Annotated in this window: 19 protein-coding genes; 5 read left to right on the top strand and 14 right to left on the bottom strand. The window is 72.2% G+C overall.

All coding sequences use genetic code 11. The annotated features are described in order from the left end of the window. Positions 1–126 precede the first annotated feature (126 nt). Positions 127–1,026, top strand: a complete 900-nt coding sequence (locus OO68_RS21185) for a D-alanyl-D-alanine carboxypeptidase family protein (RefSeq protein WP_033309971.1) — start codon at positions 127–129, stop codon at positions 1,024–1,026. Between the two features lie 74 nt (positions 1,027–1,100). Here the strand turns inward: OO68_RS21185 and OO68_RS21180 are convergent, their stop codons facing one another. The 6 genes from OO68_RS21180 to OO68_RS21155 all read right to left on the bottom strand — a co-directional run bounded on the left by OO68_RS21180 (position 1,101) and on the right by OO68_RS21155 (position 9,945). After that, positions 1,101–1,916, bottom strand: a complete 816-nt coding sequence (locus OO68_RS21180; RefSeq protein ID WP_245237074.1) for a twin-arginine translocation signal domain-containing protein — start codon at positions 1,914–1,916, stop codon at positions 1,101–1,103. A gap of 36 nt (positions 1,917–1,952) precedes the next feature. Beyond that, positions 1,953–4,187, bottom strand: a complete 2,235-nt coding sequence (locus OO68_RS21175; protein WP_033309970.1) for a glycoside hydrolase domain-containing protein — start codon at positions 4,185–4,187, stop codon at positions 1,953–1,955. Positions 4,188–4,338: 151 nt separating this feature from the next. Next, positions 4,339–5,766: a dihydrolipoamide acetyltransferase family protein gene (locus OO68_RS21170; RefSeq protein WP_033310008.1), complete on the bottom strand. Its 1,428-nt coding sequence runs from the start codon at positions 5,764–5,766 to the stop codon at positions 4,339–4,341. Positions 5,767–5,785: 19 nt separating this feature from the next. After that, complete coding sequence (locus tag OO68_RS21165; RefSeq protein ID WP_033309969.1) at positions 5,786–6,763, bottom strand: alpha-ketoacid dehydrogenase subunit beta; 978 nt, start codon at positions 6,761–6,763, stop codon at positions 5,786–5,788. 1 nt (position 6,764) lies between these two features. Then, entirely contained in the window at positions 6,765–7,955 is a 1,191-nt protein-coding gene (gene pdhA, locus OO68_RS21160) for a pyruvate dehydrogenase (acetyl-transferring) E1 component subunit alpha (protein ID WP_033309968.1), read from the bottom strand. A gap of 391 nt (positions 7,956–8,346) precedes the next feature. Next, complete coding sequence (locus OO68_RS21155; RefSeq protein WP_033309967.1) at positions 8,347–9,945, bottom strand: protein kinase domain-containing protein; 1,599 nt, start codon at positions 9,943–9,945, stop codon at positions 8,347–8,349. 358 nt (positions 9,946–10,303) lie between these two features. Here OO68_RS21155 and OO68_RS21150 point away from each other — a divergent pair, with 358 nt between their 5' ends. Then, positions 10,304–11,944 (top strand): protein kinase domain-containing protein, encoded by a 1,641-nt coding sequence (locus OO68_RS21150; RefSeq protein ID WP_033309966.1) that lies wholly within the window; start codon positions 10,304–10,306, stop codon positions 11,942–11,944. Positions 11,945–12,017: 73 nt separating this feature from the next. Here the strand turns inward: OO68_RS21150 and OO68_RS21145 are convergent, their stop codons facing one another. Next, the gene (locus tag OO68_RS21145; RefSeq protein WP_033309965.1) at positions 12,018–12,557 is read right to left on the bottom strand and encodes a bacterial proteasome activator family protein; all 540 of its coding nucleotides are present in this window, start codon (positions 12,555–12,557) and stop codon (positions 12,018–12,020) included. A 613-nt stretch (positions 12,558–13,170) separates the two neighbouring features. On the opposite strand from OO68_RS21145, the gene OO68_RS47750 reads away from it, so the two are divergent. After that, complete coding sequence (locus tag OO68_RS47750) at positions 13,171–13,419, top strand: hypothetical protein (RefSeq protein WP_033309964.1); 249 nt, start codon at positions 13,171–13,173, stop codon at positions 13,417–13,419. A gap of 8 nt (positions 13,420–13,427) precedes the next feature. On the opposite strand, the gene OO68_RS21135 is transcribed toward OO68_RS47750, so the two are convergent. Next, complete coding sequence (locus OO68_RS21135) at positions 13,428–14,417, bottom strand: NAD(P)H-quinone oxidoreductase (protein WP_033309963.1); 990 nt, start codon at positions 14,415–14,417, stop codon at positions 13,428–13,430. Positions 14,418–14,608: 191 nt separating this feature from the next. Here OO68_RS21135 and OO68_RS21130 point away from each other — a divergent pair, with 191 nt between their 5' ends. After that, positions 14,609–15,640, top strand: coding sequence for an ATP-binding cassette domain-containing protein (locus OO68_RS21130; protein WP_033309962.1), 1,032 nt, complete (start codon positions 14,609–14,611; stop codon positions 15,638–15,640). Continuing rightward, a complete protein-coding gene (locus OO68_RS21125; RefSeq protein WP_033309961.1) occupies positions 15,637–16,485 on the top strand; it encodes an ABC transporter permease in 849 nt (282 codons plus the stop codon). The genes OO68_RS21130 and OO68_RS21125 overlap by 4 nt, the downstream gene beginning before the upstream one ends. A gap of 91 nt (positions 16,486–16,576) precedes the next feature. Here OO68_RS21125 and OO68_RS21120 read toward each other — a convergent pair whose 3' ends face one another. The 6 genes from OO68_RS21120 to pdhA (OO68_RS21095) form a co-directional block, all read right to left on the bottom strand. Beyond that, positions 16,577–17,686: a potassium channel family protein gene (locus OO68_RS21120; protein WP_033309960.1), complete on the bottom strand. Its 1,110-nt coding sequence runs from the start codon at positions 17,684–17,686 to the stop codon at positions 16,577–16,579. Then, complete coding sequence (locus OO68_RS21115) at positions 17,683–19,068, bottom strand: molybdopterin molybdotransferase MoeA (protein ID WP_033309959.1); 1,386 nt, start codon at positions 19,066–19,068, stop codon at positions 17,683–17,685. The genes OO68_RS21120 and OO68_RS21115 overlap by 4 nt, the downstream gene beginning before the upstream one ends. Next, the gene (locus OO68_RS21110) at positions 19,065–20,048 is read right to left on the bottom strand and encodes an NTP transferase domain-containing protein (RefSeq protein ID WP_033309958.1); all 984 of its coding nucleotides are present in this window, start codon (positions 20,046–20,048) and stop codon (positions 19,065–19,067) included. The genes OO68_RS21115 and OO68_RS21110 overlap by 4 nt, the downstream gene beginning before the upstream one ends. A gap of 86 nt (positions 20,049–20,134) precedes the next feature. Then, the gene (locus tag OO68_RS21105) at positions 20,135–21,568 is read right to left on the bottom strand and encodes a dihydrolipoamide acetyltransferase family protein (RefSeq protein ID WP_033309957.1); all 1,434 of its coding nucleotides are present in this window, start codon (positions 21,566–21,568) and stop codon (positions 20,135–20,137) included. Further along, complete coding sequence (locus tag OO68_RS21100; protein ID WP_033309956.1) at positions 21,568–22,572, bottom strand: alpha-ketoacid dehydrogenase subunit beta; 1,005 nt, start codon at positions 22,570–22,572, stop codon at positions 21,568–21,570. The genes OO68_RS21105 and OO68_RS21100 overlap by 1 nt, the downstream gene beginning before the upstream one ends. Beyond that, a complete protein-coding gene (gene pdhA / locus OO68_RS21095; RefSeq protein ID WP_033309955.1) occupies positions 22,569–23,720 on the bottom strand; it encodes a pyruvate dehydrogenase (acetyl-transferring) E1 component subunit alpha in 1,152 nt (383 codons plus the stop codon). The genes OO68_RS21100 and pdhA (OO68_RS21095) overlap by 4 nt, the downstream gene beginning before the upstream one ends. Positions 23,721–23,855: the final 135 nt, after the last annotated feature.

Below are 23,855 nucleotides of genomic sequence, written 5' to 3'. Positions count from 1 at the left end.
AGGGGTCCCGCCGGGCAACAGCACAACCACGTGTGCTAGTTACAAGTCAGACACGTGCGGCCCCCTTCCCCTCGTCCTCAACTCGGCCGCATCGTTGGGGCACTCGACGTAATCGGGGTACTTCACTTGATAACCGGCATTCAGGGCACCCGCTTCCGCAGAGCAGCGGCCGTCGCCGTGACCACCGGCGCCATGCTCGCGACCGGTGCCCTCACCGTCGCGCCGGCGCAGGCCGCCTCCGCGCCCTCCATCGCCGCCAAGGGCGGCTACGTGATGAACAACGCGACCGGCAAGTCGCTCTACACCAAGGCGGCCGACACGCGCCGCTCGACCGGCTCGACCACCAAGATCATGACCGCTCTGGTGGTGCTGAAGCAGTCGAACCTCAACATGGACAGCAAGGTCACGATCCAGAAGGCGTACAGCGACTACATCGTCGACAACAACTACGCGTCCAACGCGAAGCTGATCGTCGGCGACAAGGTCACCGTCCGCCAGCTGCTGTACGGGCTCATGCTGCCGTCCGGGTGTGACGCCGCGTACGCGCTCGCCGACAAGTTCGGCTCGGGCTCGACGCGCGCGGCACGCGTGAAGTCGTTCATCGGCAAGATGAACACCACCGCCAAGAACCTGGGTCTGAAGAACACCCACTTCGACTCGTTCGACGGCATCGGCCACGGCGCCAACTACTCCACGCCGCGCGACCTGACCAAGCTCGCCAGCGCGGCGATGAAGAACTCCACGTTCCGCACGGTCGTCAAGACGAAGAAGTACACGGCGAAGACGACCACCAAGACCGGCGGCACGCGGACGATGGCGCCGTGGGAGAACACCAACCCGCTGCTCAGCAGCTACAGCGGCGCGATCGGCGTGAAGACGGGCTCCGGCCCGGAGGCGAAGTACTGCCTCGTCTTCGCCGCCACCCGCAACGGCAAGACGGTCATCGGTACGGTCCTCGCCTCGACCGGCCCGGACGCCCGCAAGACGGACGCGACGAAGCTGCTCAACTACGGCTTCACCCGGTAGGACGCGCGCAGGACGACCGAGGGGGCTCCACCGCACACCGCGGTGAAGCCCCCTTTGTCATGCGGCTCCGGCCGTCAGGCCAGGCTGCGCTGCCGGCGCTCCAGCGCCCGGGCCGCCTTGCGCCGGCCGCCCGACAGCACGTTCACCGCGGAGCCCGCACCGGCGCCCGGCTCCAGCTGCCAGCCGCGGATCCGCGCCGCGACCCGGACCAGCCTCGTGTCACCGGGCCGTACGTCGACGCTGAACAGCGACTCGTCGGGGGTACGGTCGTCGCCGCCCCAGCGGACCACGCCGTCGAGCTCGGCGAGGATGTCGCGGATCACGACCTCCTGCTGCGGGAAGAAGCCGCCCCGGACGCCGCGCGGGTAGAAGCCGGGCCGGATCCGCACGGCCGTGCCGGACGCCAGATTGGACTCGGGCCCGCTCCCGGCGAGGGCGGTGGGGTCGTGCCAGCCCACGACGTCGCCCCGGCGCAACGGGTCGACCTCGTAGTGGAACCTGCGCACCAGGTGGACGAGGACGGTCTCCACGTCGCCCATCCGTACCGCGATGCCCTTGAGCGGGGTGCCGGGGACGGGGCGGGTGTAGACGGTGCCGCCGTCGTCGGCGACGTTCTCCATCTCCCAGCCGTTGTGGGAGCGCGAGCCCGCCAGCACGCGCCGGGTCCGGTCCTGCGCGCTGCGCAGGGCGTCCCGTACGCGGGCCGGGATGGGGTTGTTCGCGTCGGCGTACGCCTGGGACAGGAAATGGGACAGGGGCAGGGCGGCCACGCCCACGGCACCGCCGACGGCGGCGACCCGGCCGAGCAGGGCACGGCGGGACAGGACGCGGCGATGCCCGGAGCCCGGCGCCGGTGATCTGCGGGACAGGCGGGGGAGGTTGAGCTTCAACGGAGTCTCTTCCTGACGTTCTCCGCGCACACGCGCTCAGGCGTTGCGGAGGATGCTGTTGTACTTCTCGAAGATCTGGTAGACGGCCAGGCTCTGGTGCGTCTGGGACTCCACGTCGGGGTCCCAGGCCCGGTAGCGGCGCAGGAGTTCGGTGATCTCGAACTCGGCGAGGTCGAGGCGCATGGACCGCGGGGTGGTGACGCGGTCGCCCGGGGGCAGTTGGCCGCCGGGCCTGCCCCGGGTCCCCCACAGGTGGATCAGGGCCGCGGTGCGCACACTGAACGCGTTGTCCTTGTTCAGCCGCTGCCACACCGTCCACAGGTCGGCGTCCTTGGCCGGGTCGCGGTGGTCGCCGGTGGCGAAGCCCCAGCCGATGCAGTGGTTCCAGGCCTGGATGGCGTCGCCGGCGCTGATCTCGCCGATGCCGGTGTGCGAGTCCCGAACGGAGCCGGAGCCCGTGAGGTGGTGGTCGGCGACCTGCTGGTCGGTGGCCTGGTCGGCGAGGCCGTAGTCGCGCAGGGCCCAGTACACGGCCGTCTGGATCAGCGCCTTGCGCATCGTGTACGTCGTCGACAGCTCGGTGATCAGCCCGTCCTGTTCCTGGATCGCCGCGACCGCCTGCGCGTTGGTGCAGAGCCGGGCGTCGCTGCCGATGCCGCCGGCGTCCGGGCGTCCGATCGACCGCATGTAGCGCGAGAGGTCGGCCCGCAGCGCCGGCACCTGGCGCGCGTCGAAGGCGACGTCCGGGACGGCGGGCCGCGGCGGGTCGAACGAGCCCTGCCCGGTGTCCCGCCCCGAGGCGATGTCGGCGTCGATCTCCAGCTGCCCGTCCCCGGAGCCGAGGGTGCGGACGACGAACTGGTCGTAGGCCCAGTCCGCGGGCAGCGGGTGCCCGGCGTTGCCCTCGAAGCCCGAGGACATGTCGGCGATGAAACTCGCGGTCGAGTATCCGGCCGCGCCGACCCGCGCGCACACGTTGCGGGAACCGTAGACGCCGATCTCGTACGGGTGGCCGGAGTCCGCCATCGCCTCCTTGACGCCCTTGAAGTGGGGCAGCACGCTCGCGGTGATCTCGGCGTCGACCGCGTCGAAGTCGACGGCGAAGAAGATCCGGGTCCCGCGCCGGAAGCCGTGGTCGCGGGCGGCGTTGACCGCCGCGTACCCGGCGGTCCGCCCGGCGACGTAGTCGAAGTCCGAGGCGTCGTTGTTGACGGTCTGGTAGATCGGGAAGCAGCGCAGTCCCTGCTGGGCGATGGTGGCGAGCTCACCCGGCTGGATGGCCTTCTCCGGCAGAGAGGTGGCGCTCGGGTTGGTGAGGTAGCGCCCGACGTACGTGATCCCGGCCGCCTTGAGCGACGCGGCCCGGGCCGGGGTGACCTTGGCGATGGTGTCGCAGGCCCTGGCGGGGCGGGACTGGTCGCCGAAGGAGGCCAGCAGGGAGGCGAAGGTGGTGAAGTCGCCCTCGCCCGTGGCCGGGAGCGCGGCGAAGGTCTGGAAGGCCCGGACGGCGGCCGCGAGGGAGGAGTCGAAGGTGTCGGTGAGCGCAGCGGGGCGCCGGTTGACGACCATCCCCGCGGAGAACAGCTGGACGAACACGCCCTTGTCGCCCTGCTTCACGGGGTGCGACTTCAGGCCCGACTGGGTACCGGGCCCGAAGTTGCCGTTGGCGGTGCCGTCCGCCATGCCCAGCTCGTACTGCACGGCGAAGAGCAGCGCCTTGAGCGTGCTCTTGGACACGAGCCCGTCGCAGGCGACGACGTAGAAGTCCTGCCGCTTCAGGTAGCGGCCGTTGAGCCACTGCTGGACGGCCCTGACCTGTCCGCTGCCGGAGCCGCCGGGGATGTAGGAGTCCATCGTCAGCAGGGCCTTGAAGACCTTGGGCGTCACAGCGCTTCCGGGGAAGGCCTGTTCGATGCCCATGTCGGTCTTGAGCCGGGTGACGGCCGCCTGCACCCGTGTGCCGTAGGTGCCGTCGAGGTCGCCGCCGTCGTAGCCCTTGCAGTACAGGCCGGCCTGGATGATGCGGCAGAAGTCCGGCGAGGGGACGGTGTCCGCGTCCAGCTCGGGGTACTTGGCGGTCAGGGTGCTGAGCGTGGTGGGGCCGAAGCTGTCGGAGAACGCCGTGATGCCCAGTTCGTACTGCAGGGCACGGGTCAGGGCGTACAGGGTCGGCCAGTCGGCCTCGCCGGTCTCCTGCACCGTCGTGCCGGTACGGCTGCCGTACACGGAGTTGACGAACTTCTGGGCCCTGAGAACCATCGGGTCGCGCATGAAAGTTGATCGTATGTCCGGCTAAACCGCTTACTGTGGGGTACTTGGGCGGGTCTGACGCGCTTCTTGTGCTCTGCGGCGCACCTCCGGTCAACCTCCGGAAACGGCGGCGGCCCCCCGCCCGGGTGGGCAGGGGGCCGCCGCCGTCGGCTCACGCCCAGGTGATCAGGCGCTTCGGCTGCTCCAGGATCGCCGCCACGTCGGCCAGCACCTTCGAGCCCAGCTCGCCGTCGACCAGGCGGTGGTCGAACGACAGGGCCAGGGTGGTGACCTGACGGGGCTTCACCTTGCCCTTGTGGACCCACGGCTGCGGCTTGATCGCGCCGACCGCGAGGATCGCGGACTCGCCCGGGTTCAGGATCGGCGTGCCCGTGTCGACGCCGAAGACACCGACGTTGGTGATCGTCACCGTGCCGCCCTGCATGGCCGCCGGGGACGTCTTGCCGTCCCGGGCCGTGGTCACCAGCTCGCCCAGCGACTCGGCCAGCTGCGGCAGGGTCTTGGCGTGGGCGTCCTTGATGTTCGGCACGATCAGACCGCGCGGGGTCGCAGCCGCGATGCCCAGGTTCACGTAGTGCTTGACCACGATCTCCTGGGCGGCCTCGTCCCAGGACGCATTGACGTCCGGGTTGCGGCGGATCGCGACGAGCAGCGCCTTCGCGATCAGCAGCAGGGGGTTCACGCGCAGGCCCGTGAACTCCTTGTCCGCCTTCAGCTCCTCGACCAGCTTCATCGTGCGCGTCACGTCGACCGTCACGAACTCCGTGACGTGCGGCGCCGTGAACGCCGAGCCGACCATCGCCGCCGCCGTCGCCTTGCGGACACCCTTGACCGGGATGCGGGTCTCGCGCGTGGTGTCGTAGGACGCCGGAGCCTGGACCGCGGCCGGGGCGGGCGCCACCTGGGGCTCGGTGGCCGCCGGGACGGCGGCGGCGACCGCCGCGTGCACGTCCTCCCGGGTGATGATGCCGTCCGGGCCGGTCGGGACGACCGTCGTCAGGTCGACGCCGAGGTCCTTGGCCAGCTTGCGGACGGGAGGCTTGGCCAGCGGGCGTTCCGTGCCGGCCGGTGCCGCCGGGGCGCCAGCAGGGGGCGCGGCCGGGGCCGCCGGCGCATGGCCGTTCAGCTCCGTCTGGATCGCCGTCGAGGCCTGCTGGACCGGGACCTCCGGGCCCTTGCGGGGGCGGCGGCGGGTGGACGAGGTCGCCACCCCGTAGCCCACCAGCACCGGCTGGCGTCCCGATCCGGCCGCCTTCGGCTCCTCGGCGGGTGCGGCCGCCACGGGCTGCCCGGCGGCGGGCTGCTCCGCGGCCGGGGCGGCGCTGCCGCCACCCACGTCCACCGCGATGATCGCCGTGCCCACGTCGACCGTGGTGCCCTCGGGGAAGTGCAGGTCCCGGACCACGCCGTCGTACGGGATGGGCAGCTCGACCGCCGCCTTCGCCGTCTCGACCTCGCAGACCACCTGGCCGTCGGTGACCGTGTCGCCGGGCTGGACGTACCACTTGAGGATCTCGGCCTCGGTGAGTCCCTCGCCCACGTCGGGCATCTTGAACTCGCGCACGGACGCTTCCGTCATCGTCGTCACGACCCTCTCCTCAGTACGCCAGCGAGCGGTCGACGGCGTCCAGTACCCGGTCCAGGTTCGGCAGGTACTCCTCCTCCAGGCGGGCCGGCGGGTACGGGGCGTGGTAGCCGCCGACCCGGAGCACCGGGGCCTCCAGGTGGTAGAAGCAGCGCTCCGTGATCCGGGCGGCGATCTCCGCACCGGAGCCGAAGAACACCGGGGCCTCGTGGACGACGACCAGCCGGCGCGTCTTCTCCACCGACGCCTGGATCGAGTCGAAGTCGAGCGGGGAGACCGAGCGCAGGTCCAGGACCTCCAGGTTCCTGCCCTCCTCGGCGGCCGCGTCGGCGACCTCCTGGCAGAGCTTCACCATCGGGCCGTAGGCGGCCAGGGTGAGGTCGGTGCCCTCGCGGACCACCTGGGCCTTGTGCAGCGGGCCCGGGATCGCCTCCGTGTTGACCTCGCCCTTGTCCCAGTAGCGGCGCTTGGGCTCGAAGAAGATCACCGGGTCGTCGCTCTGGATGGCCTGCTGCATCATCCAGTACGCGTCCGACGCGTTCGACGGGCTGACGATCTTCAGACCCGCCACGTGCGCGAAGAGCGCCTCGGGCGACTCGGAGTGGTGCTCCACCGCGCCGATGCCGCCGCCGTAGGGGATGCGCACGACGACCGGGAGCTTGACCTTGCCCAGCGAGCGGGCGTGCATCTTCGCGAGCTGCGTGACGATCTGGTCGTACGCCGGGAAGACGAAGCCGTCGAACTGGATCTCCACCACCGGGCGGTAGCCGCGCAGGGCCAGGCCGATCGCCGTGCCGACGATGCCCGACTCGGCGAGCGGGGTGTCGATGACGCGGCTCTCGCCGAAGTCCTTCTGCAGGCCGTCCGTCACCCGGAAGACGCCGCCGAGCTTGCCGACGTCCTCGCCCATGATCAGGACCTTGGGGTCGGACTCCAGAGCGCGGCGCAGCGACTCGTTGATCGCCTTGGCCAGTGCCATCTTGTCGGCCATCTCAGTTACCCCCCTCGTCGGCGAACGACGCCTGGTACGCGGCGAACTGGGCGCGCTCCTCGTCGACGAGCGCGTGTCCGTCGGCGTAGGCGTTCTCGAAGATCGCGAAGTGGTCCGGGTCCGGCATGGCACGGACCGCCTCGCGCACTCGTTTGCCCAACGCCTCGGACTCGGTCTCCAGTTCCGCGAAGAATCCGTCGTCCGCGTGGTTCGAGGCCTCCAGGTACCGGCGAAGCCGCAGGATCGGGTCCTTGGCCTCCCAGGCCTGGCGCTCCTCGTCGCCCCGGTAGCGGGTCGGGTCGTCGGAGGTGGTGTGGGCGCCCATGCGGTAGGTGAACGCCTCGACGAGGGTCGGGCCCTCGCCGCTGCGGGCCCGCTCCAGGGCCCACCGGGTGACCGCGAGGACGCCGAGCACGTCGTTGCCGTCCACCCGGACGCCCGGGAAGCCGAAGCCCTGGGCGCGCTGGTAGATCGGCACGCGGGACTGCTTCTCGGTCGGCTCGGAGATGGCCCACTGGTTGTTCTGGCAGAAGAACACGACCGGGGCGTTGTACACCGCGGAGAAGGTGAAGGACTCGGCCACGTCGCCCTGGCTGGAGGCGCCGTCGCCGAAGTACGCGATCACCGCGCTGTCGGCGCCGTCCTTGGCGACGCCCATCGCGTAGCCGGTGGCGTGCAGCGTCTGGGAGCCGATGACGATCGTGTACAGCTGGAAGTTGTTGCTGTTGGGGTCCCAGCCGCCGTTGTTCACACCGCGGAACATCCCGAGCAGGTTGGCCGGGTCGACGCCGCGGCACCAGGCCACGCCGTGCTCGCGGTAGGTCGGGAAGACGTAGTCGTCCTCCCGGGTGGCCCGGCCGGACCCGATCTGGGCGGCCTCCTGGCCGAGCAGCGACGCCCACAGGCCCAGCTCGCCCTGGCGCTGCAGGGAAGTGGCCTCGGCGTCGAAGCGGCGGGTGAGCACCATGTCGCGGTAGAGGCCGCGCAGCTCTTCCGGGGTGATGCCGGCGACGTACTTGTCGTACTCGGCGTTCTTGACGCGCTTGCCTTCGGGCGTCAGCAGCTGCACGAGCTGGGGCTCGGTGCCGGCGTCCTTCTTGGCGGTGGTGCGGGTGCGCTTGGTGCCGGTGGTGCCGGCCTTGCTTCCGGCGCTGCGTCGCGGTGTGCGCGCGGCAGTGCTCTCCACGGTCACGTGTGCTCCTCCGTCGGTCCGGCCCCCGGGGTTGCCGGTAGGCCAGTGCGGCTCACCTGTTCTCGGCCCACGGGACACGGGGTGGGTGCCACTCGGCCGGGAACAGGCGTGACAGGTGCCCCGGCGAGCGCCCTGCAGAAAGCACGTTACCCAGTGCGCCACATTTCTGTGAAACCCCTTCTGACCTGCGATTTTGCTTGGATATCCAAGTAAATCGGGAAGGCGGTGAAGGGTCCCAGGTCACAGCCTTGCAGGAGGCCGGAGCAACCGCACGTTAACCCGGTGACCCAGGTCACGGGAAGAGTCCACTTCTCGGCGCGCCCAAAACGGCACGCGCGCGCGGGCCCCGTTCCCGGGCCCCACGCGCGTGGATCATGCGCTCTTCTGCCTGTCAGTTGCCGCCTTCGCCGCCACCCGCGCCGCCGACGATGCCTTCGGTGGTGCCGCCGTCGGCACCGCCGGTGTCGTCCGGCGGCGTCTGCGGGTCCGAAGGCTCGGGGTCCGTGGGCTCGTCGGACGGCTCCGCGGAGGTAGGCGGGTCCGACGGCTCGCCGGTGGGCGACTCGGGAGCGCTCTGCGACGGGGTGTAGGAGGGCGAGTAGGACGGCGTCCAGTTGCCGTTTCCGTTGCCCGTGCCGGTGCCGTCGTCCGTGCTCGTGTCGGTCGGCGCGCCGGTGTCCTCGTCGCTCGGGGTCTCGCTGGGCGTCTTCTTCTCGGTCGTCTGCGAGGTGGTCGGCGACTGCTTCTTGCTCGGGTCGTCCTTGCCGCCGCCGGTGTTCTGCAGGGCCAGGGCGACGCCCGCGGCGACGGCGATCACCGCGAGCACGGCGAGGATCCACAGCTTGCCGCGGCCGCTGCCCTTGTTGCCGTGGCCCTCGAAGCCGCCGTCGTCCCCGCCGCCGTAGCCGCCGGGCAGGATCGGCGAGGGGATCTGCGTGGTGCCGGAGGCGTCCCCGGCGTGGCCCATCACGGCCGTCGCGCCGGCGAAGCCGCCCGACGGGGTGTGCCGGCCCTCGTGCATGTCGACCGGCCCGGTGTTCCAGGTGCCGGTGTGGCCGCCCTGGTCGTAGAGCATCTGGAGCGCGTACTGGACCAGCCCGCGCATCTCCTCGGCCGTCTGGAAGCGGTCGTCGGGCTCCTTGGCGAGGGAGCGCATGACCAGGCCGTCCAGCTCCGGCGGGCAGGCGTCGGAGGCCTCGGACGGCGGCGTCGGGATGTCCTGCACGTGCTGGTAGACCACCGACAGCGGGGTCTCGCCGGTGAAGGGCGGGCGCAGCGCAAGGAGTTCGTAGAGCAGGCAGCCCGTCGCGTACAGGTCGGAGCGGTGGTCGACGGCCTTGCCGAGCGCCTGCTCGGGGGAGAGATACTGCGGGGTGCCCATGACCATGCCGGTCTGCGTCATCGTCGTGGACGCGCCGTGCAGGGCCCGGGCGATGCCGAAGTCCATCACCTTCACGGCGCCGTTGTGCGTGATGATGACGTTGGCCGGCTTGATGTCGCGGTGCACGATGCCGTGCTGGTGCGAGTAGGCGAGCGCCTCCAGGACGCCCGAGACGATGATCAGCGCCTGCTCGGGGCCGGGGGCCTCCGCGTTCAGCAGCAGGTCGCGGATGGTGCGGCCCTCGACGATCTCCATGACGATGTACGGCACGGACTGGCCGCCGACGAAGTCCTCGCCGGAGTCGTACACGGCGACGATCGCGTGGTGGTTGAGGCCGGCCACCGACTGGGCCTCGCGCGTGAAGCGCGCCTTGGACACCGGGTCCTCGGCGAGGTCGGAGCGGAGCAGCTTGACGGCGACGGTGCGTCCGAGACGGACGTCCTCGGCTGCGAACACCTCGGCCATGCCGCCCCGGCCGAGTCTGCGGGTCAGCCGGTACCGGCCGTCCCCGACCAACCCGCCGTTCCCCCAGAGCTCCGGCGCGTCCGACATGCCGCCGCCAGACGCCTCGGGGTCGGACGGGCCCTGAGCGGCCTGCTGCTGTGCCATCAGTCCTCGCCGTCGTTTCTGCCCGCGGTGCGCGCGGTGTTGTTACGGTCTCCGTCGGCCACGCTACAGCCTCCGCGCAAGCCTCCGGTCCGGGAAGGGGCACCGGGACCGGCACGAGACGGACCGGCCATGAAACCTTCACTCCGTACTCTCGTGCAAATTCTGTGTCCCGCCCGTACGCCCCCTGTAACGCTTGCGCGACTCTTCTTTCGCGTACGGTCACGGAACGGGCACCGAGCTTGACGTGTCGGTGCCCTGGGGCAGACTTGGCCGGGAATGGCGGTTTGGATCAACGACGGTTCAACGACGGATCAGCGGCAGTCGGCGGCGTCCGCAGGGGCTACGGGGGACGGGGAACATGAGCCAGGACGGCGCACAGGGCCAGCACACGGGGCGGGCGCTTGCCAGCGGCCGCTATCAGCTGCGTGACCTCCTCGGCCAGGGCGGCATGGCCTCGGTGCACCTCGCGTACGACAGCGTGCTCGACCGGCAGGTCGCGATCAAGACACTTCACACGGATCTCGGACGGGAACAGGCCTTCCGCGAACGGTTCCGCCGCGAGGCCCAGTCCGTGGCCAAGCTCACGCACACCAACATCGTGTCGGTCTTCGACACCGGCGAGGACACCCTCGACGGCATGACGACGCCGTACATCGTCATGGAGTACGTCGAGGGCCGCCCGCTCGGCTCGGTCCTCGACGAGGACGTGCGGCAGCAGGGCGCGATGCCCGCCGACAAGGCGCTGAAGATCACGGCCGACGTGCTGGCCGCGCTGGAGATCAGCCACGAGATGGGCCTGGTCCACCGCGACATCAAGCCGGGCAACGTGATGATGACCAAGCGCGGCGTGGTCAAGGTCATGGACTTCGGCATCGCCCGCGCCATGCAGTCGGGTGTGACGTCGATGACGCAGACCGGCATGGTCGTCGGCACCCCGCAGTACCTGTCGCCGGAGCAGGCCCTCGGCCGCGGCGTGGACGCCCGCTCCGACCTGTACTCGGTCGGCATCATGCTGTTCCAGCTGGTGACCGGGCGGCTGCCGTTCGAGGCGGACTCACCGCTGGCCATCGCGTACGCGCACGTGCAGGAGGAGCCGCCGGTCCCGTCCTCGATCAACCGCGCGCTGCCCCCGGCCGTGGACGCGCTGATCGCCCGGGCGCTGAAGAAGAACCCCAACGAGCGTTTCCCCAGCGCCGAGGCCATGCGCGACGAGTGCCTGCGCGTGGCGGCGTCCTTCCAGGCCGCGCCGCCGAGCATCGTCCCGGGCACGCAGGCCCCGAGCGGCGCGGGCGTCGGCTCGGCCGTGTTCCCGCCGGTCGACCAGGCGACCCCGGCGCCCTCGGGCCAGGTGCAGACGCCGTACCAGCCGACCCCGCCCCCGAACCCGTACGGCACCCCCGCACCGACGGGGCCGTCCCCCGCGTACGGCTATCCGCAACAGGGCGGCTACCCGACACCGTCCCCGGCGGCGTACTCCCCGCAGCCCGGCCCGTCGACGCCGCCGCCGTACAACCTGTCGCCGCAGGCCCCGGCGGCCCCCTCAGGCGGCAGGAACAAGCCGGTGATCATCGGCTCGGTCATCGTGTCCGTCCTCGCGGTCGGCGGCCTCGTCACGGCGCTGCTGCTCAACGGCGGCAGCGAGGACGACAAGGGCGGCGGCGGCAGCAGCGCGAGTGCGTCGGCCTCGGCGGAGAAGAAGCCCGGCTACCGCGGGCCGGACACCACGAAGACGATCGACACCGAGGAGTGCACGGAGCCGCGGGAGTCGTACAACGACCCCGACAAGATCCAGATCCCGGACTTCAAGTTCAAGAACATCAAGTCGGTCAAGGCCTGCCTCCAGGCGGCCGGCTGGGAACTGAACGAGAAGAAGGTCGACGAGAACACCTACGGCGACGGCACGGTCATGAACCAGTTCCCGTCCGCCGACACCGACGTCGACCCGGAGGACATGCCGGAGATCGAACTCAGCGTCTCGACGGGCAACCCGCCCTCCTGACGGTTTGTTGCCACGGAAGGGGCCCGGCGGCTTCGGCCGCCGGGCCCCTTCGTGCTGTGTGGCCCGCGGACGCCTACAGGTACGGCCCGCCCGAACGGCCGCCCGGGTGCTGCTCGTCGACGCCGTCCCCGACACCCGGCGGCAGAGCGCGGCGCATGGACTCCAGCTGGGCGCGGGCCGCCATCTGCTGGGCGAACAGCGTCGTCTGGATCCCGTGGAAGAGCCCCTCCAGCCAGCCGACCAGCTGGGCCTGCGCGATGCGCAGCTCCGAGTCGCTGGGGGTCGCCTCGTCCGTGAAGGGCAGCGAGAGCCGCTCCAGCTCCTCGACCAGCTCGGGCGCCAGACCGTCCTCCAGCTCCTTCACCGAGCTGGCGTGGATGTCCTTCAGCCGGACGCGGCTGGCCTCGTCCAGAGGAGCCGCCCGCACTTCCTCCAGCAGCTGCTTGATCATGCTGCCGATCCGCATGACCTTCGCGGGCTGCTCCACCTGTTCCGTGACCGGGGTCTCGCGGGAGTCCTCGTCTGCGCTGCCGCCACCGAGCGCCATGCCGTCCTGGCCCACGACCAGGATCTGCGGGTTCTCCGGCGACCTTTCGTTCCTCGGCATCTCCATGTCGCCATTCTGTCGCACGCCTGCACCTCACCTCCGTGGTGCCCCCGCGGGAGGCTGATCCACCGTGCTTGAGGAGACGAACCGGCCGGGCTCCGGGTTGCTCCCGCGGGGGCGGTTCCTCCTCGCGGGTGAAACGGGGCGGGCGGGCCTCGGGCCCCTTCTCCGGCAGGGGCAGTACCGGGGGCGATTCCGTCCGTCGGCCGAACCCGGAGTGCCGGGGGCCCTGGCCGGTGTGAGGCTGATTGCCTCGATATGACCGAACTTGCCGTTTATGCCCTACCGGGCACGGCGGGAGGGGGTCACCCACGTGACTCCATGGCTACGCGCACTGCGGGCGGCGGGACTGGTGCTCGCCCTGGGGGCGGGCGCGGTCGTCTCACCCTACGGATCCGTCCCGTCCTACGGAGCTGTCCCGTCCTACGGATCCGTCCCGTTCTCCGGGGCTGTCCCGTTCTCCGGGGCTTCAGGGCCCGGAACCCGGGCCGCCCCGTCACCTCTGGCCGCCCCGTCCGCCCCTTCCGCCCTGGCGGCTTCGACGGCCCCGTCCGCTGTGGCGGCTCCTTCCGCCTCCGGCGAGCCCTCGCGGGCCGGGAGCCGGGCGGGAGAGGGCCGGGTGCGGCCGGGACGGCCGGAGGACGCCGGGGACGGTCCCGGCGTCGCGGACGCCACGGCCGTCCCCGAGGAGCCGCGGGAGACCGCCCCGGCGCCCTCCGAGCCGGCGGAGCAGCCCGTGCGCGAGGCCGCGGCCGCCGAACGCCCCGTCGGCCAGGTCCTGCGCATCCTGCCCCTGGGCAGCGGCCTGGTCCTGATCGGACTCGGGCTGGGCCTTGCGTTCTTCGCGCTGCGGCTGCGGAGGGCCTAGGGGACGTCTCAGGCGCCCTGCGGGGTGATCAGCAGGACCTTGCCGACGTGGCTGCTCTCCTCCACCACCCGGTGCGCGGCGGCGGCGTCCCGCATCGGGAGCTCACGGTCGACGACCGGGCGCAGGTGGCCGTCCGCGAACAGCGGCCAGACGTGTTCGCGGACGGCCGCGACGATGGCCGTCTTCTCCTCCTTGGGCCGGGCACGCAGGGACGTCGCGCTGATCGCGGCGCGCTTGGCCAGCAGGGCGCCGATGTTCAGCTCGCCCTTGACGCCGCCCTGCATGCCGATGATCGCGAGGCGGCCGTTGACGGCCAGGGCCTTGACGTTGCGCTCCAGGTACTTGGCGCCCATGTTGTCGAGGATGACATCGGCACCGGCGCCGTCCGTCGCCGTCCTGACCTCCTCGACGAAGTCCTGCTCGCGGTAGTTGACCAGGATGTCGGCGCCCAGCTCGGCGCACGCCTGGAGCTTCTCCTTCGTCCCGGCCGTCACGGCCACCCGGGCGCCGACGGCCTTGGCCAGCTGGACGGCCATCGTGCCGATGCCGCTGGACCCGCCGTGCACCAGGAGCGTCTCACCGGGCCGCAGATGGGCGACCATGAAGACGTTCGACCAGACGGTGCAGACCACCTCGGGCAGCGCCGCCGCCTCGGTCAGACCGACCCCCTCGGGCACGGGCAGCAGCTGCCCGGCCGGGACGGCCACCTTCTCGGCGTAGCCGCCGCCGGAGAGCAGCGCGCACACCTCCTCGCCGACCTTCCACCCGGAGACTCCGGGGCCGATGCCGACGATCCGACCGGAGCATTCCAGGCCGGGGTAGGGGGACGCGCCGGGCGGCGGTTCGTAGAAGCCCTGCCGCTGCAGGATGTCGGCCCGGTTGACGGCACCGGCCGCCACCTCGACCAGGACCTCGCCCTCGCCGGGCACGGGGTCGGGGACCTCGTCCCAGACCAGCGCCTCGGGCCCACCAGGTTCGGGAATCGTGATCGCATGCATGCAAGGGACCGTACCCGTCGGTCCCCGGACCGAGTCCGCTCCGTCCGGAGACCGGGTCCGCTGCGTCCCCGGGTCCGCCGCGGCTAAGCCGTTGGTCCGGTCCCGGGGAAATCCGGGTGCGGGACCGATGAGTTTGCGCGACGGTAAAGGTCTTTCCATGCGTAGCCCAAGCACGCGGAAGGACCCGAAGCATGAGCACGCAGACGTCCGGCCTGGCGATCGAGACCGCGGGCCTGGTGAAAACGTTCGGCGAGACGAGGGCCGTCGACGGAGTCGACCTGGCCGTGCCCGCGGGCACGGTCTACGGCGTCCTCGGCCCGAACGGCGCCGGCAAGACCACCACCGTGAAGATGCTCGCCACACTCCTGCGGCCGGACGGCGGCGAGGCGCACGTCTTCGGCCACGACGTCGTCCGCGAGGCGGACGAGGTACGCGGCCGGGTGAGCCTCACCGGCCAGTACGCGTCGGTGGACGAAGATCTCACCGGCACCGAGAACCTGGTCCTGCTGGGCCGGCTTCTCGGGCACCACAAGAAGTCCGCCCGTGAACGCGCCGGCCAGCTCCTGGAGGCCTTCGGGCTCTCGGAGGCGGCCGCCAAGCAGGTCAAGCACTACTCGGGCGGCATGCGGCGCCGCATCGACATCGCCGCGTCCATCCTCAACACCCCCGACCTGCTCTTCCTCGACGAGCCGACGACCGGCCTGGACCCGCGCAGCCGCAACCAGGTCTGGGACATCGTGCGGGCCGTGGTCGCCCAGGGCACCACGGTGCTGCTGACCACGCAGTATCTGGACGAGGCCGACCAGCTGGCGTCCCGGATCGCCGTCATCGACCGCGGCAGGGTGATCGCCGAGGGCACCAAGGGCGAGCTGAAGTCGTCCGTCGGCGCCGGATCCGTCCATCTGCGCCTCCGAGATCCCGGGCAGCGTGATCTCGCGGCCGGCCTGCTGCGCCGTGCCCTCGACGCGCAGGTGCAGCCGGAGCCCGACCCGGTGGCCCTCACCGCCCGCCTCGCCACGGCGGCCGGCGACGACTCCGCCGCCGAGCAGGCCTCCCGCGCCCTGGGCGAGCTGGCCCGCGCCGGGATCACCGTCGACAACTTCTCGCTGGGCCAGCCCAGCCTCGACGAGGTGTTCCTCGCGCTCACCGGGCACGACACGCACGACTCCGCCGACCGCTCCACCGACCGCTCCGACGACCCGAAGGACGAGGTGGCGGCATGAGCACCGCGACGACCACCGAGAGCAAAGAGCTCGCCCCGGTCAGCGCCGAGTCCCTCGCCGCGCTGCTCGTCTCCAAGGAGCGGCCGCCGCGGCCCAGCGCGTGGTCGGCCTCGATGACCTTCGGCTGGCGGGCGATCCTCAAGATCAAGCATGTGCCGGAGCAGCTCTTCGACGTCACGGCGTTCCCGATCATGATGGTGCTGATGTACACGTACCTGTTCGGCGGGGCGCTGGCCGGTTCGCCGAAGGAGTACATCCAGTTCCTGCTGCCGGGCATCCTCGTGATGTCGGTCGTGATGATCACGATGTACACGGGTGTCTCCGTGAACACCGACATCGAGAAGGGCGTGTTCGACCGGTTCCGCAGCCTGCCGATCTGGCGGCCGTCCACGATGGTCGGCTATCTGCTCGGTGACGCCCTGCGCTACACGATCGCCTCGATCGTGATGCTCACCGTCGGCATGATCCTCGGCTACCGGCCGGACGGCGGGGTCGCCGGTGTGCTCGCCGGGATCGCCCTGCTCGTGGCCTTCTCGTTCGCCTTCTCGTGGATCTGGACGATGTTCGGGCTGATGCTGCGCACCGAGAAGTCGGTGATGGGCGTCAGCATGATGGTGATCTTCCCGCTCACCTTCCTGTCCAACGTGTTCGTGGACCCGAAGACGATGCCGGGCTGGCTTCAGGCGTTCGTGAACAACAGCCCCATCACCCACCTGGCGTCGGCGGTACGCGGTCTGATGGGCGGCGACTGGCCGGCCGACGAGGTCGCCTGGTCGCTGGGCTGGGCCGGGCTGTTCGTGCTGGTCTTCGGGCCGGTCACGATGCGGCTGTACAACCGGAAGTAGCCGGTCTCCGGGCTTCGCCGGCCGTCCCGCACCGGGTGGTGCACGGCGGCCGGCGTGCTTCTGCCCGGTTCTCGGTTGCTGCGGGGCATCCTCAGTTGTTGCGGGGCATCGGGGGCATCGGCCGGATGTCCGGCGCGACCTGGGTGGCCGGGGTCTTCCGCACGATCGTGATGAGCCGGTCGGTCAGCTCCAGTCTCCCGACGGCCGGATCGTCGTAGCCGAGGACCCGGTGACCGCGTATGACGCTCACCACCAGGTCGGCGACCTCCCGCGGCGACTTGCCCACCTCGGCCTTGACGACCGGCCGCTCGACGATGTCGAGGCCGCTGCCCTGCTGGATGAGGTCCTCCATCACCATGCCGGCGGAGGGGCTGAGCACGGACAGACCGAGCAGCCGGCCGGCGGCGCTGGCGCTGGTGATGACGGCGTCGGCGCCGGACTGCTTGAGCAGCGGCGCGTTCTCCTCTTCCCGCACCGTGGCGACGATCTTCGCCCCGCGGTTGAGCTGCCGGGCCGTCAGCGCCACCAGGACGGCCGTGTCGTCGCGCTGCGTCGCGATGATGATCTGGCGGGCCTTGTGCACCTCGGCCCGCTTCAGCACCTCGCTGCGGGTCGCGTCCCCGACGATGCCCGCGTAGCCCTCCGCGGTCGCGGCGTCGACCACCTTGGAACTGGGGTCGACCACGACGACCTGCTCCTTCTTCAGGCCCGTCGCGCAGACGGTCCGGATGGCCGACCTGCCCTTCGTGCCGAAGCCGATGACGACGGTGTGATCGCGCAACGTGGACCTCCAGCGGGTCAGTCGCCACTCCTCCCGGGTGCGTTCGGTGAGGGCTTCGAGGGTGGTGCCGACCAGGATGATCAGGAACAGCACGCGCAGGGGCGTGACGACGAGGATGTTCGTGAGCCGGGCGGCCTCGCCGGCCGGGGTGATGTCACCGTAGCCGGTGGTGGAGAGGGTGACGGTCGCGTAGTAGAACGCGTCGAGGAGGCTGAGCCCGCCGCCCGCGTTGTCGTTGTAGCCGTCGCGGTCGGCGTAGACGATCAGCGCGGTCGCTACGAGGACCAGCAGCGCCATGGAGAGCCGCTTGAAGACCTGGCGGATCGGGTGCTCCACCACCTTCTTCGGCAGTTTCACCCGATGGGTCACCAGATGCTCGTCGGCCTGGCGGGCGATCGCGTCCTGGCCCGGAAGTTTCACGTGAAACACACCCCGATTCCTCCGGACGCCCAGGGCAGGTCGAGCAGTTCCGCCTCCTGCCCCGAACGTGCGCCGCCCGGCGGTACGACGGCCAGCGCGTCGGCCGCCGCGATGCCGCGCAGCATGGCGGGGCCGTTGTAGTGCAGCGGCACGGCCTCGTCGCCGCGCAGGACGACGGGGACGAGCCGGGTGTCGTGCGGGTGCCCGTGCACGGCGTCCCGGAGCGCCAGCGTGTACGGCTCCGGGGCCGGGCGGGCCGCGAGGGTCCGCAGCAGCGGCTCGGCGAGCGTCAGCAGGCCGGAGACGGCGGCCAGCGGATTGCCCGGCAGGCCGACGAGGTGCTGGGTCTCCTTGGTGCGGGCCAGCAGCATGGGGTGGCCCGGGCGCACCGCGACGCCGTCGACGAGGAGTTCGGCGCCGATCCTGCGCAGGGTGGGGTGGACGTGGTCGACGGGGCCGGCCGCGGTGCCGCCGGTGGTCAGGATGACGTCGGCGTCGCAGGTGGTGACGGCCTCGTGCAGGGCGTCGGCGTCGTCGCGGATGCGGCGGACGGCGGTGACCTCGGCGCCGAGCGCCCGCAGCCACGGCGGCAGCATGGGGCCGAGCGCGTCCCGGATCAGGCCGTCGTGCGGCAGGCCCTGGGTGAGCAACTCGTCGCCGAGGACGAGGACTTCGACGCGGGCCCGGGGGACGGCGGTGACGGTGTCGTAGCCGGCCGCCGCCGCCAGTCCGAGGACGGCCGGGGTGACGAGGGTGCCGACTGCGAGGAGCTGGTCGCCGGTGCGGCACTCCTGGCCGCGCGGGCGGATGTCCTGGCCGGGGATGACGTCCCTGGTGGCGGACAGGCGGCCCTTGTCGTCGGTGCGGCCGTGCTCGCTGCGCAGGACGGCGGTGGTGTCCGGGGGGATGCGCGCGCCGGTGGCGATCCGCACCGCCTCGCCGTCGGTGAGGCGCGCGGGGGCGGCGTGCCCGGCGAGGACGCCGTCGTCCCGTACGTGCCAGGGAGCGGGGCCGCAGACCGCCCAGCCGTCCATCGCCGAGGTGTCGAAGGAGGGCAGGTCGGTGAGGGCGTCGAGCGGGGCGGCGAGGGTCAGGCCGAGGGCGGTGTCGAGGGGGACCGAGACGGGGGACCGGCGGGCGGCCCGGGTGGCGTGGCGGCCGGCGCGTTCCGCGACGGCCCGGGCCTCGGGCCAGCCGGTGGCGCGGTGGCGCGTGCCGGGCCGGGCGGAAGGGTCCGGCCGGTGGGCGGCGCGGCTGTCCGTCCCGCCGTGTGCCGCCGGGTCGGGCAGGTGGCTGCCGTTGCTGTTCCTCACGAGGGCGAGCACCTCCTCGACGTCGAGGTCCTCGGCGTCCTCACCGGCACGGGCGCCGTGCGGGGTCATCCCGCGTCCGGGCGGGTGTCGGGGGTGGCGTCGGGGGCGACATCGCCCCCCGCGGGCTGCTGCCCCTCGCCGGCGGGCCGGTCCTCGACGGTGCTCTCCCGCGCCCAGCGGGCGGCGAGGTCCTCGGCCTTGCGGGCGGCCTCGGCGACGGCCTCGGGACCGCCGCCGGCCTGCGCGGCCGCGTAGCCGACGAGGAAGGTGGTCAGCGGCGCCGCGGGCCGGTCCACACCGTGGGCGGTGACGCGGGCGAGGTCGAGCAGGCCGCGGGTGTCGACAGCGAGGTCGATCCCCAGTTCGTCCTTGACGGCGGAAATCCATTCATCCAACACGTGCCCATGCTCCCTGATACGTGCCCTGGCGGTGGCGATGTCGTCCCAGGTGTCGCAGTCGAAGGACGCGACGGGGTCGGAGATGCGGGTGAGATCCAGCTCGGCGGTGAGGCGCCGCAGGGGCAGACCGGCGAGGGCGCCGTGCCGGCCGGCGAGGAGTGCGAGTTCCGCACGCAGCCGCGGCGCGCGGTAGGCGGCCACGAGGGGCTGGTCACGGCCGCTCGGGTCGGTCAGCAGCACGCCGTCGCAGCCGCTCGTCCGCAGCGTGCTCAGCAAGCGGTCCACGGTCGGCTCGTGGAGGAACGGCAGATCGGCGGAGAGCACCACGACGTGTTCGGCGGTGGTGCGGCGGAGCCCGGCGTCCAGCGCGGCGAGCGGTCCGCCGCCGGGCGGGTCCTCGCGGGCCCAGGTCACGGGCCGTGCGGTCGGGCGGGGCGCGGCGACCACGACGGTGGTGCGGGCGGTGGCGCAGGCCGCGAGCACCCGGTCGAGCAGGGGCCGCCCGCCCACCCGCACACCGGGTTTGTCCGCGCCGCCCAGACGCCGGGCGGCACCACCCGCGAGCACGACGGCGTCGTACCGGGCGGGTCCCGCCCCGTGCGCGGGGCCGGTCTCGGCGCCTGGTTCGCCGGGGTGCTCGTACGCGGTCACCCCCCGAGTATGCGTGCCCCCGCGATCACACGGAACGCGGGGGAAGCGACGCGATCACGAACCCCGGCTCGGACGAGGAACAGGAATCACAGCGTCCGCAGCAGCACCGCCGGCTGTTCCACGCAGTCCGCGACGTAGCGGAGGAAACCGCCCGCCACGCCGCCGTCGCACACCCGGTGGTCGAAGGTGAGCGAGAGCTGGACGACCTGCCGCACCGCCAGCTCACCCTCGTGCACCCATGGCTTGGGGACGATGCGGCCGACGCCGAGCATGGCGGCCTCGGGGTGGTTGATGATCGGGGTGGAGCCGTCGACGCCGAAGACGCCGTAGTTGTTCAACGTGAACGTCCCGCCGGTGAGTTCGCCCGGCGTGAGCGTCCCCGTCCGGCCCGCCTCGGTCAGCCGGGCGAACTCGGCGGTCAGCGACTCGGCGTCTCGTGCGTGCGCGTCCCGTACGACCGGGACGACCAGGCCCCGGTCGGTCTGCGCCGCGAACCCCAGATGCACGTGACCGAACCGGACGACCTCCCTGGCCTCCGCGTCGACCGTGGAGTTGAGCTCGGGGAAGCGGGCGAGGGCCGCGGTGCAGACCCGGGCCAGCAGGGCGAGCAGGGAGATCTTCGGTCCGCCGGCCGCGTTCATGGCCGTGCGCGCCCGCATCAGCTCCGTGGCGTCGGCGTCCACCCAGCAGGTGGCGTCCGGGATCTCGCGGCGACTGCGCGCCAGCTTGTCGGCGACGGCGCCCCGGATGCCCTTGAGCGGGGTGCGGATCTCGGCGGGGACCGCTGCCGCGGGGGACCCCGGCGCGGGGGCCGGGCTCGGGGCCTGCGGCACGCGCGGGTGCGGTTCGGCCGCCGGCGCCGCCGTGGCGCCCTGGCCGGCGACGCGCAGGGCGTACTCGACGTCCGCCCGCAGGATCAGCCCGTCGGGGCCGGAGCCGGTCAGCTCCCGCAGGTCCAGGCCGTTCTGCCGGGCCAGCCGGCGCACCAGGGGCGAGATCACGGGGACGGGTCCGTCCTCCGTGGCCGGGCCGCCCGGCTGCCCGTCGACCGCCGCCGCGGGACCCGTGGCCTGCGCGTTCACCGGGGCAGCGGTGGCTGCGGCCCGTCCGTTCGCCGCCCCGGCACCGGACTGCCCGCCTGTCGCGGACGCGCCGGACATCGGCCGCTCCTGCCGGACCCGGCGGCGCCGCGCGGGCGCCTCGGAGGTGCCGTACCCGACCAGGACGTTGCCCGAGCCCTCGGTGCCGGTGCCGCCGGTGCCGGCGGCGGGCTTCTCCCCCACCGCCACCGTGATCAGCGGTGCCCCGACGGGCAGTTCCGTGCCCTCCTCGCCGAAGCGGGCCGTGACCACGCCGCCGTAGGGGCACGGCACCTCGACCATCGCCTTGGCCGTCTCGACCTCGACGACCGGCTGGTCGATGGCGACGACGTCGCCGACCTCGACCAGCCAGCGCACGATCTCCGCCTCGGTGAGCCCCTCGCCGAGGTCGGGCAGCTTGAACTCCAACACCTGCGCCATCAGCTCTCGGCCTCCCATTGCAGGCGCCCCACGGCGTCCAGGACCCGGTCCACGCCGGGCAGGTGGTGGCGCTCCAGCATCGGCGGCGGGTACGGGATGTCGAACCCGGCCACGCGCAGCACCGGCGCCTCCAGGTGGTGGAAGCAGCGCTCCGTGACCCGGGCCGCGATCTCCCCGCCCGGGCCCCCGAAGGAACCCGACTCGTGGACGACGACCGCACGGCCCGTCCGCCGCACCGAGGCGCACACCGTCTCGTCGTCGAACGGCACCAGGGAGCGCAGGTCGACGACTTCGAGGTCCCAGCCCTCGGCCCGGGCCGCCTCGGCCGCCTCCATGCAGACGGGTACGGACGGCCCGTACGTGATGAGCGTGGCGCTCCGGCCCGGGCGCCGCACCACCGCGCGGCCGATCGGTTCGACGGGCGCCGGCTCCTCGGGGTTCCAGGAATCCTTCGACCAGTACAGCCGCTTCGGCTCCAGGACGACGACCGGGTCGTCGGAGGCGATGGCGGCGCGCAGCAGCCCGTAGGCGTCGGCGACGGTGGCGGGCGTGACGACATGGAGCCCCGGAGTCGCCATGTAGTACGCCTCGGAGGAGTCGCTGTGGTGCTCGACGCCGCCGATGCCGCCGCCGTAGGGGACGCGGATGGTGATCGGCAGGGGCATCCTGCCGCGGGTGCGGTTGCGCGTGCGGGCCACGTGCGAGATGAGCTGCTCGAACGCCGGGTAGGCGAACGCGTCGAACTGCATCTCCACGACCGGCCGCAGGCCGTACATGGCCATGCCGACGGCGGTGCCGAGGATGCCCGCCTCGGCGAGCGGGGTGTCCGTGCAGCGGTCCTCGCCGAACTCCTTGGCGAGGCCGTCGGTGACGCGGAAGACGCCGCCGAGGGTGCCGACGTCCTCGCCCATGACGTGCACGGCGGGGTCGGCGGCCATGGCGTCGCGCAGCGCCCGCGTGAGGGCCTGCGCCATGGTGGCCGGCTTGAGGGCGACGGTGGTCATCGGTGCGTGCCGCCTTCCGGCTCGGTGTCGGCCCCGGCCTCCAGCTCGGCGCGCAGCTGGTCCTGCTGCTCGCGCAGTTGCGGGGTGGGCTCGGCGTAGACGTGGGTGAAGAGGTCCATGGGGTCCAGGGCCGGGTCCTGGTTCATGTGCTCGCGCAGGGCCGCCGCCATGGTCTCCGCGTCCTGGCGGGCGGCCTCGATGCCGGCCTCGTCGAGCAGGCCGCGCGCGGTCAGCTCGCGCTCCAGCAGCACGATCGGGTCGTGCTCGCGCCAGGCCTCGACCTCGGCGTCGCCCCGGTAGCGGGTCGCGTCGTCGGCGTTGGTGTGGGCGTCGACGCGGTAGGTGATCGCCTCGACGAGGGTGGGGCCGCCGCCCGCGCGGGCGTGGCGCACGGCGTCGGAGAGGACCTCGTGGACGGCGGCGGCGTCGTTGCCGTCGACCAGGCGGCCGGGCATGCCGTAGCCGACGGCCTTGTGGGCCAGCGACGGGGCCGCGGTCTGCTTGGCGAGCGGGACGGAGATCGCGAAGCCGTTGTTCTGCACGAGGAAGACGACCGGCGCCTGCCAGACGGCGGCGAAGTTCAGCGCCTCGTGGAAGTCGCCCTCGCTGGTGCCGCCGTCGCCGACCATGGCCAGCGCGACCACGTCGTCGCCCTTGAGGCGGGCGGCGTGCGCGAGGCCCACCGCGTGCGGCAGCTGGGTGGCGAGGGGGGTGCACAGGGGGGCGACCCGGTGCTCGTAGGGGTCGTAGCCGGTGTGCCAGTCGCCGCGCAGCAGCGTGAGCGCCTCCACCGGGTCCACACCGCGGGCGACCACGGCGAGGGTGTCGCGATAGCTGGGGAAGAGCCAGTCCTGCTCCTTCAGCGCCATCGCCGCGGCGACCTCGCAGGCCTCCTGGCCGGTGGTGGAGGGGTAGACCGCGAGACGGCCCTGCTTGGTGAGGGCGGTGGCCTGTGCGTTGTAGCGGCGGCCCTTCACCAGCTGTGCGTACAGCGTCCTCAGCAGCTCCGGGTCGGCCTTCGCGGCCGCCTCGGTGCCGAGGACGCGGTACGGCTCGGCGTCGGGCAGCAACGGCGCGGGATCCGTCCGGGGCTGCCAGGCGGGCGGCGGGGTCGGCTTGTACGCGCCCCGCTGCTCCATGACCGTCATGACGGCACCTCCTCGTGGGAGCGGCTCGAAGAGGCGCGTCGGCTGTGACCCGCCTCACCTACCGATTGTTCGGTCGACGGCACAATTTGGCTATGGGTGGCCTCAGGCTGTGGACAAACGGTTCTCCACAACCTG

This window comes from Streptomyces iakyrus (assembly GCF_000717055.1).
Classification (GTDB): Bacteria; Actinomycetota; Actinomycetes; order Streptomycetales; family Streptomycetaceae; genus Streptomyces; species Streptomyces iakyrus.
Note: the sequence above shows the minus strand (reverse complement) of the source record. Positions and strands in the feature narration are given on the sequence as shown.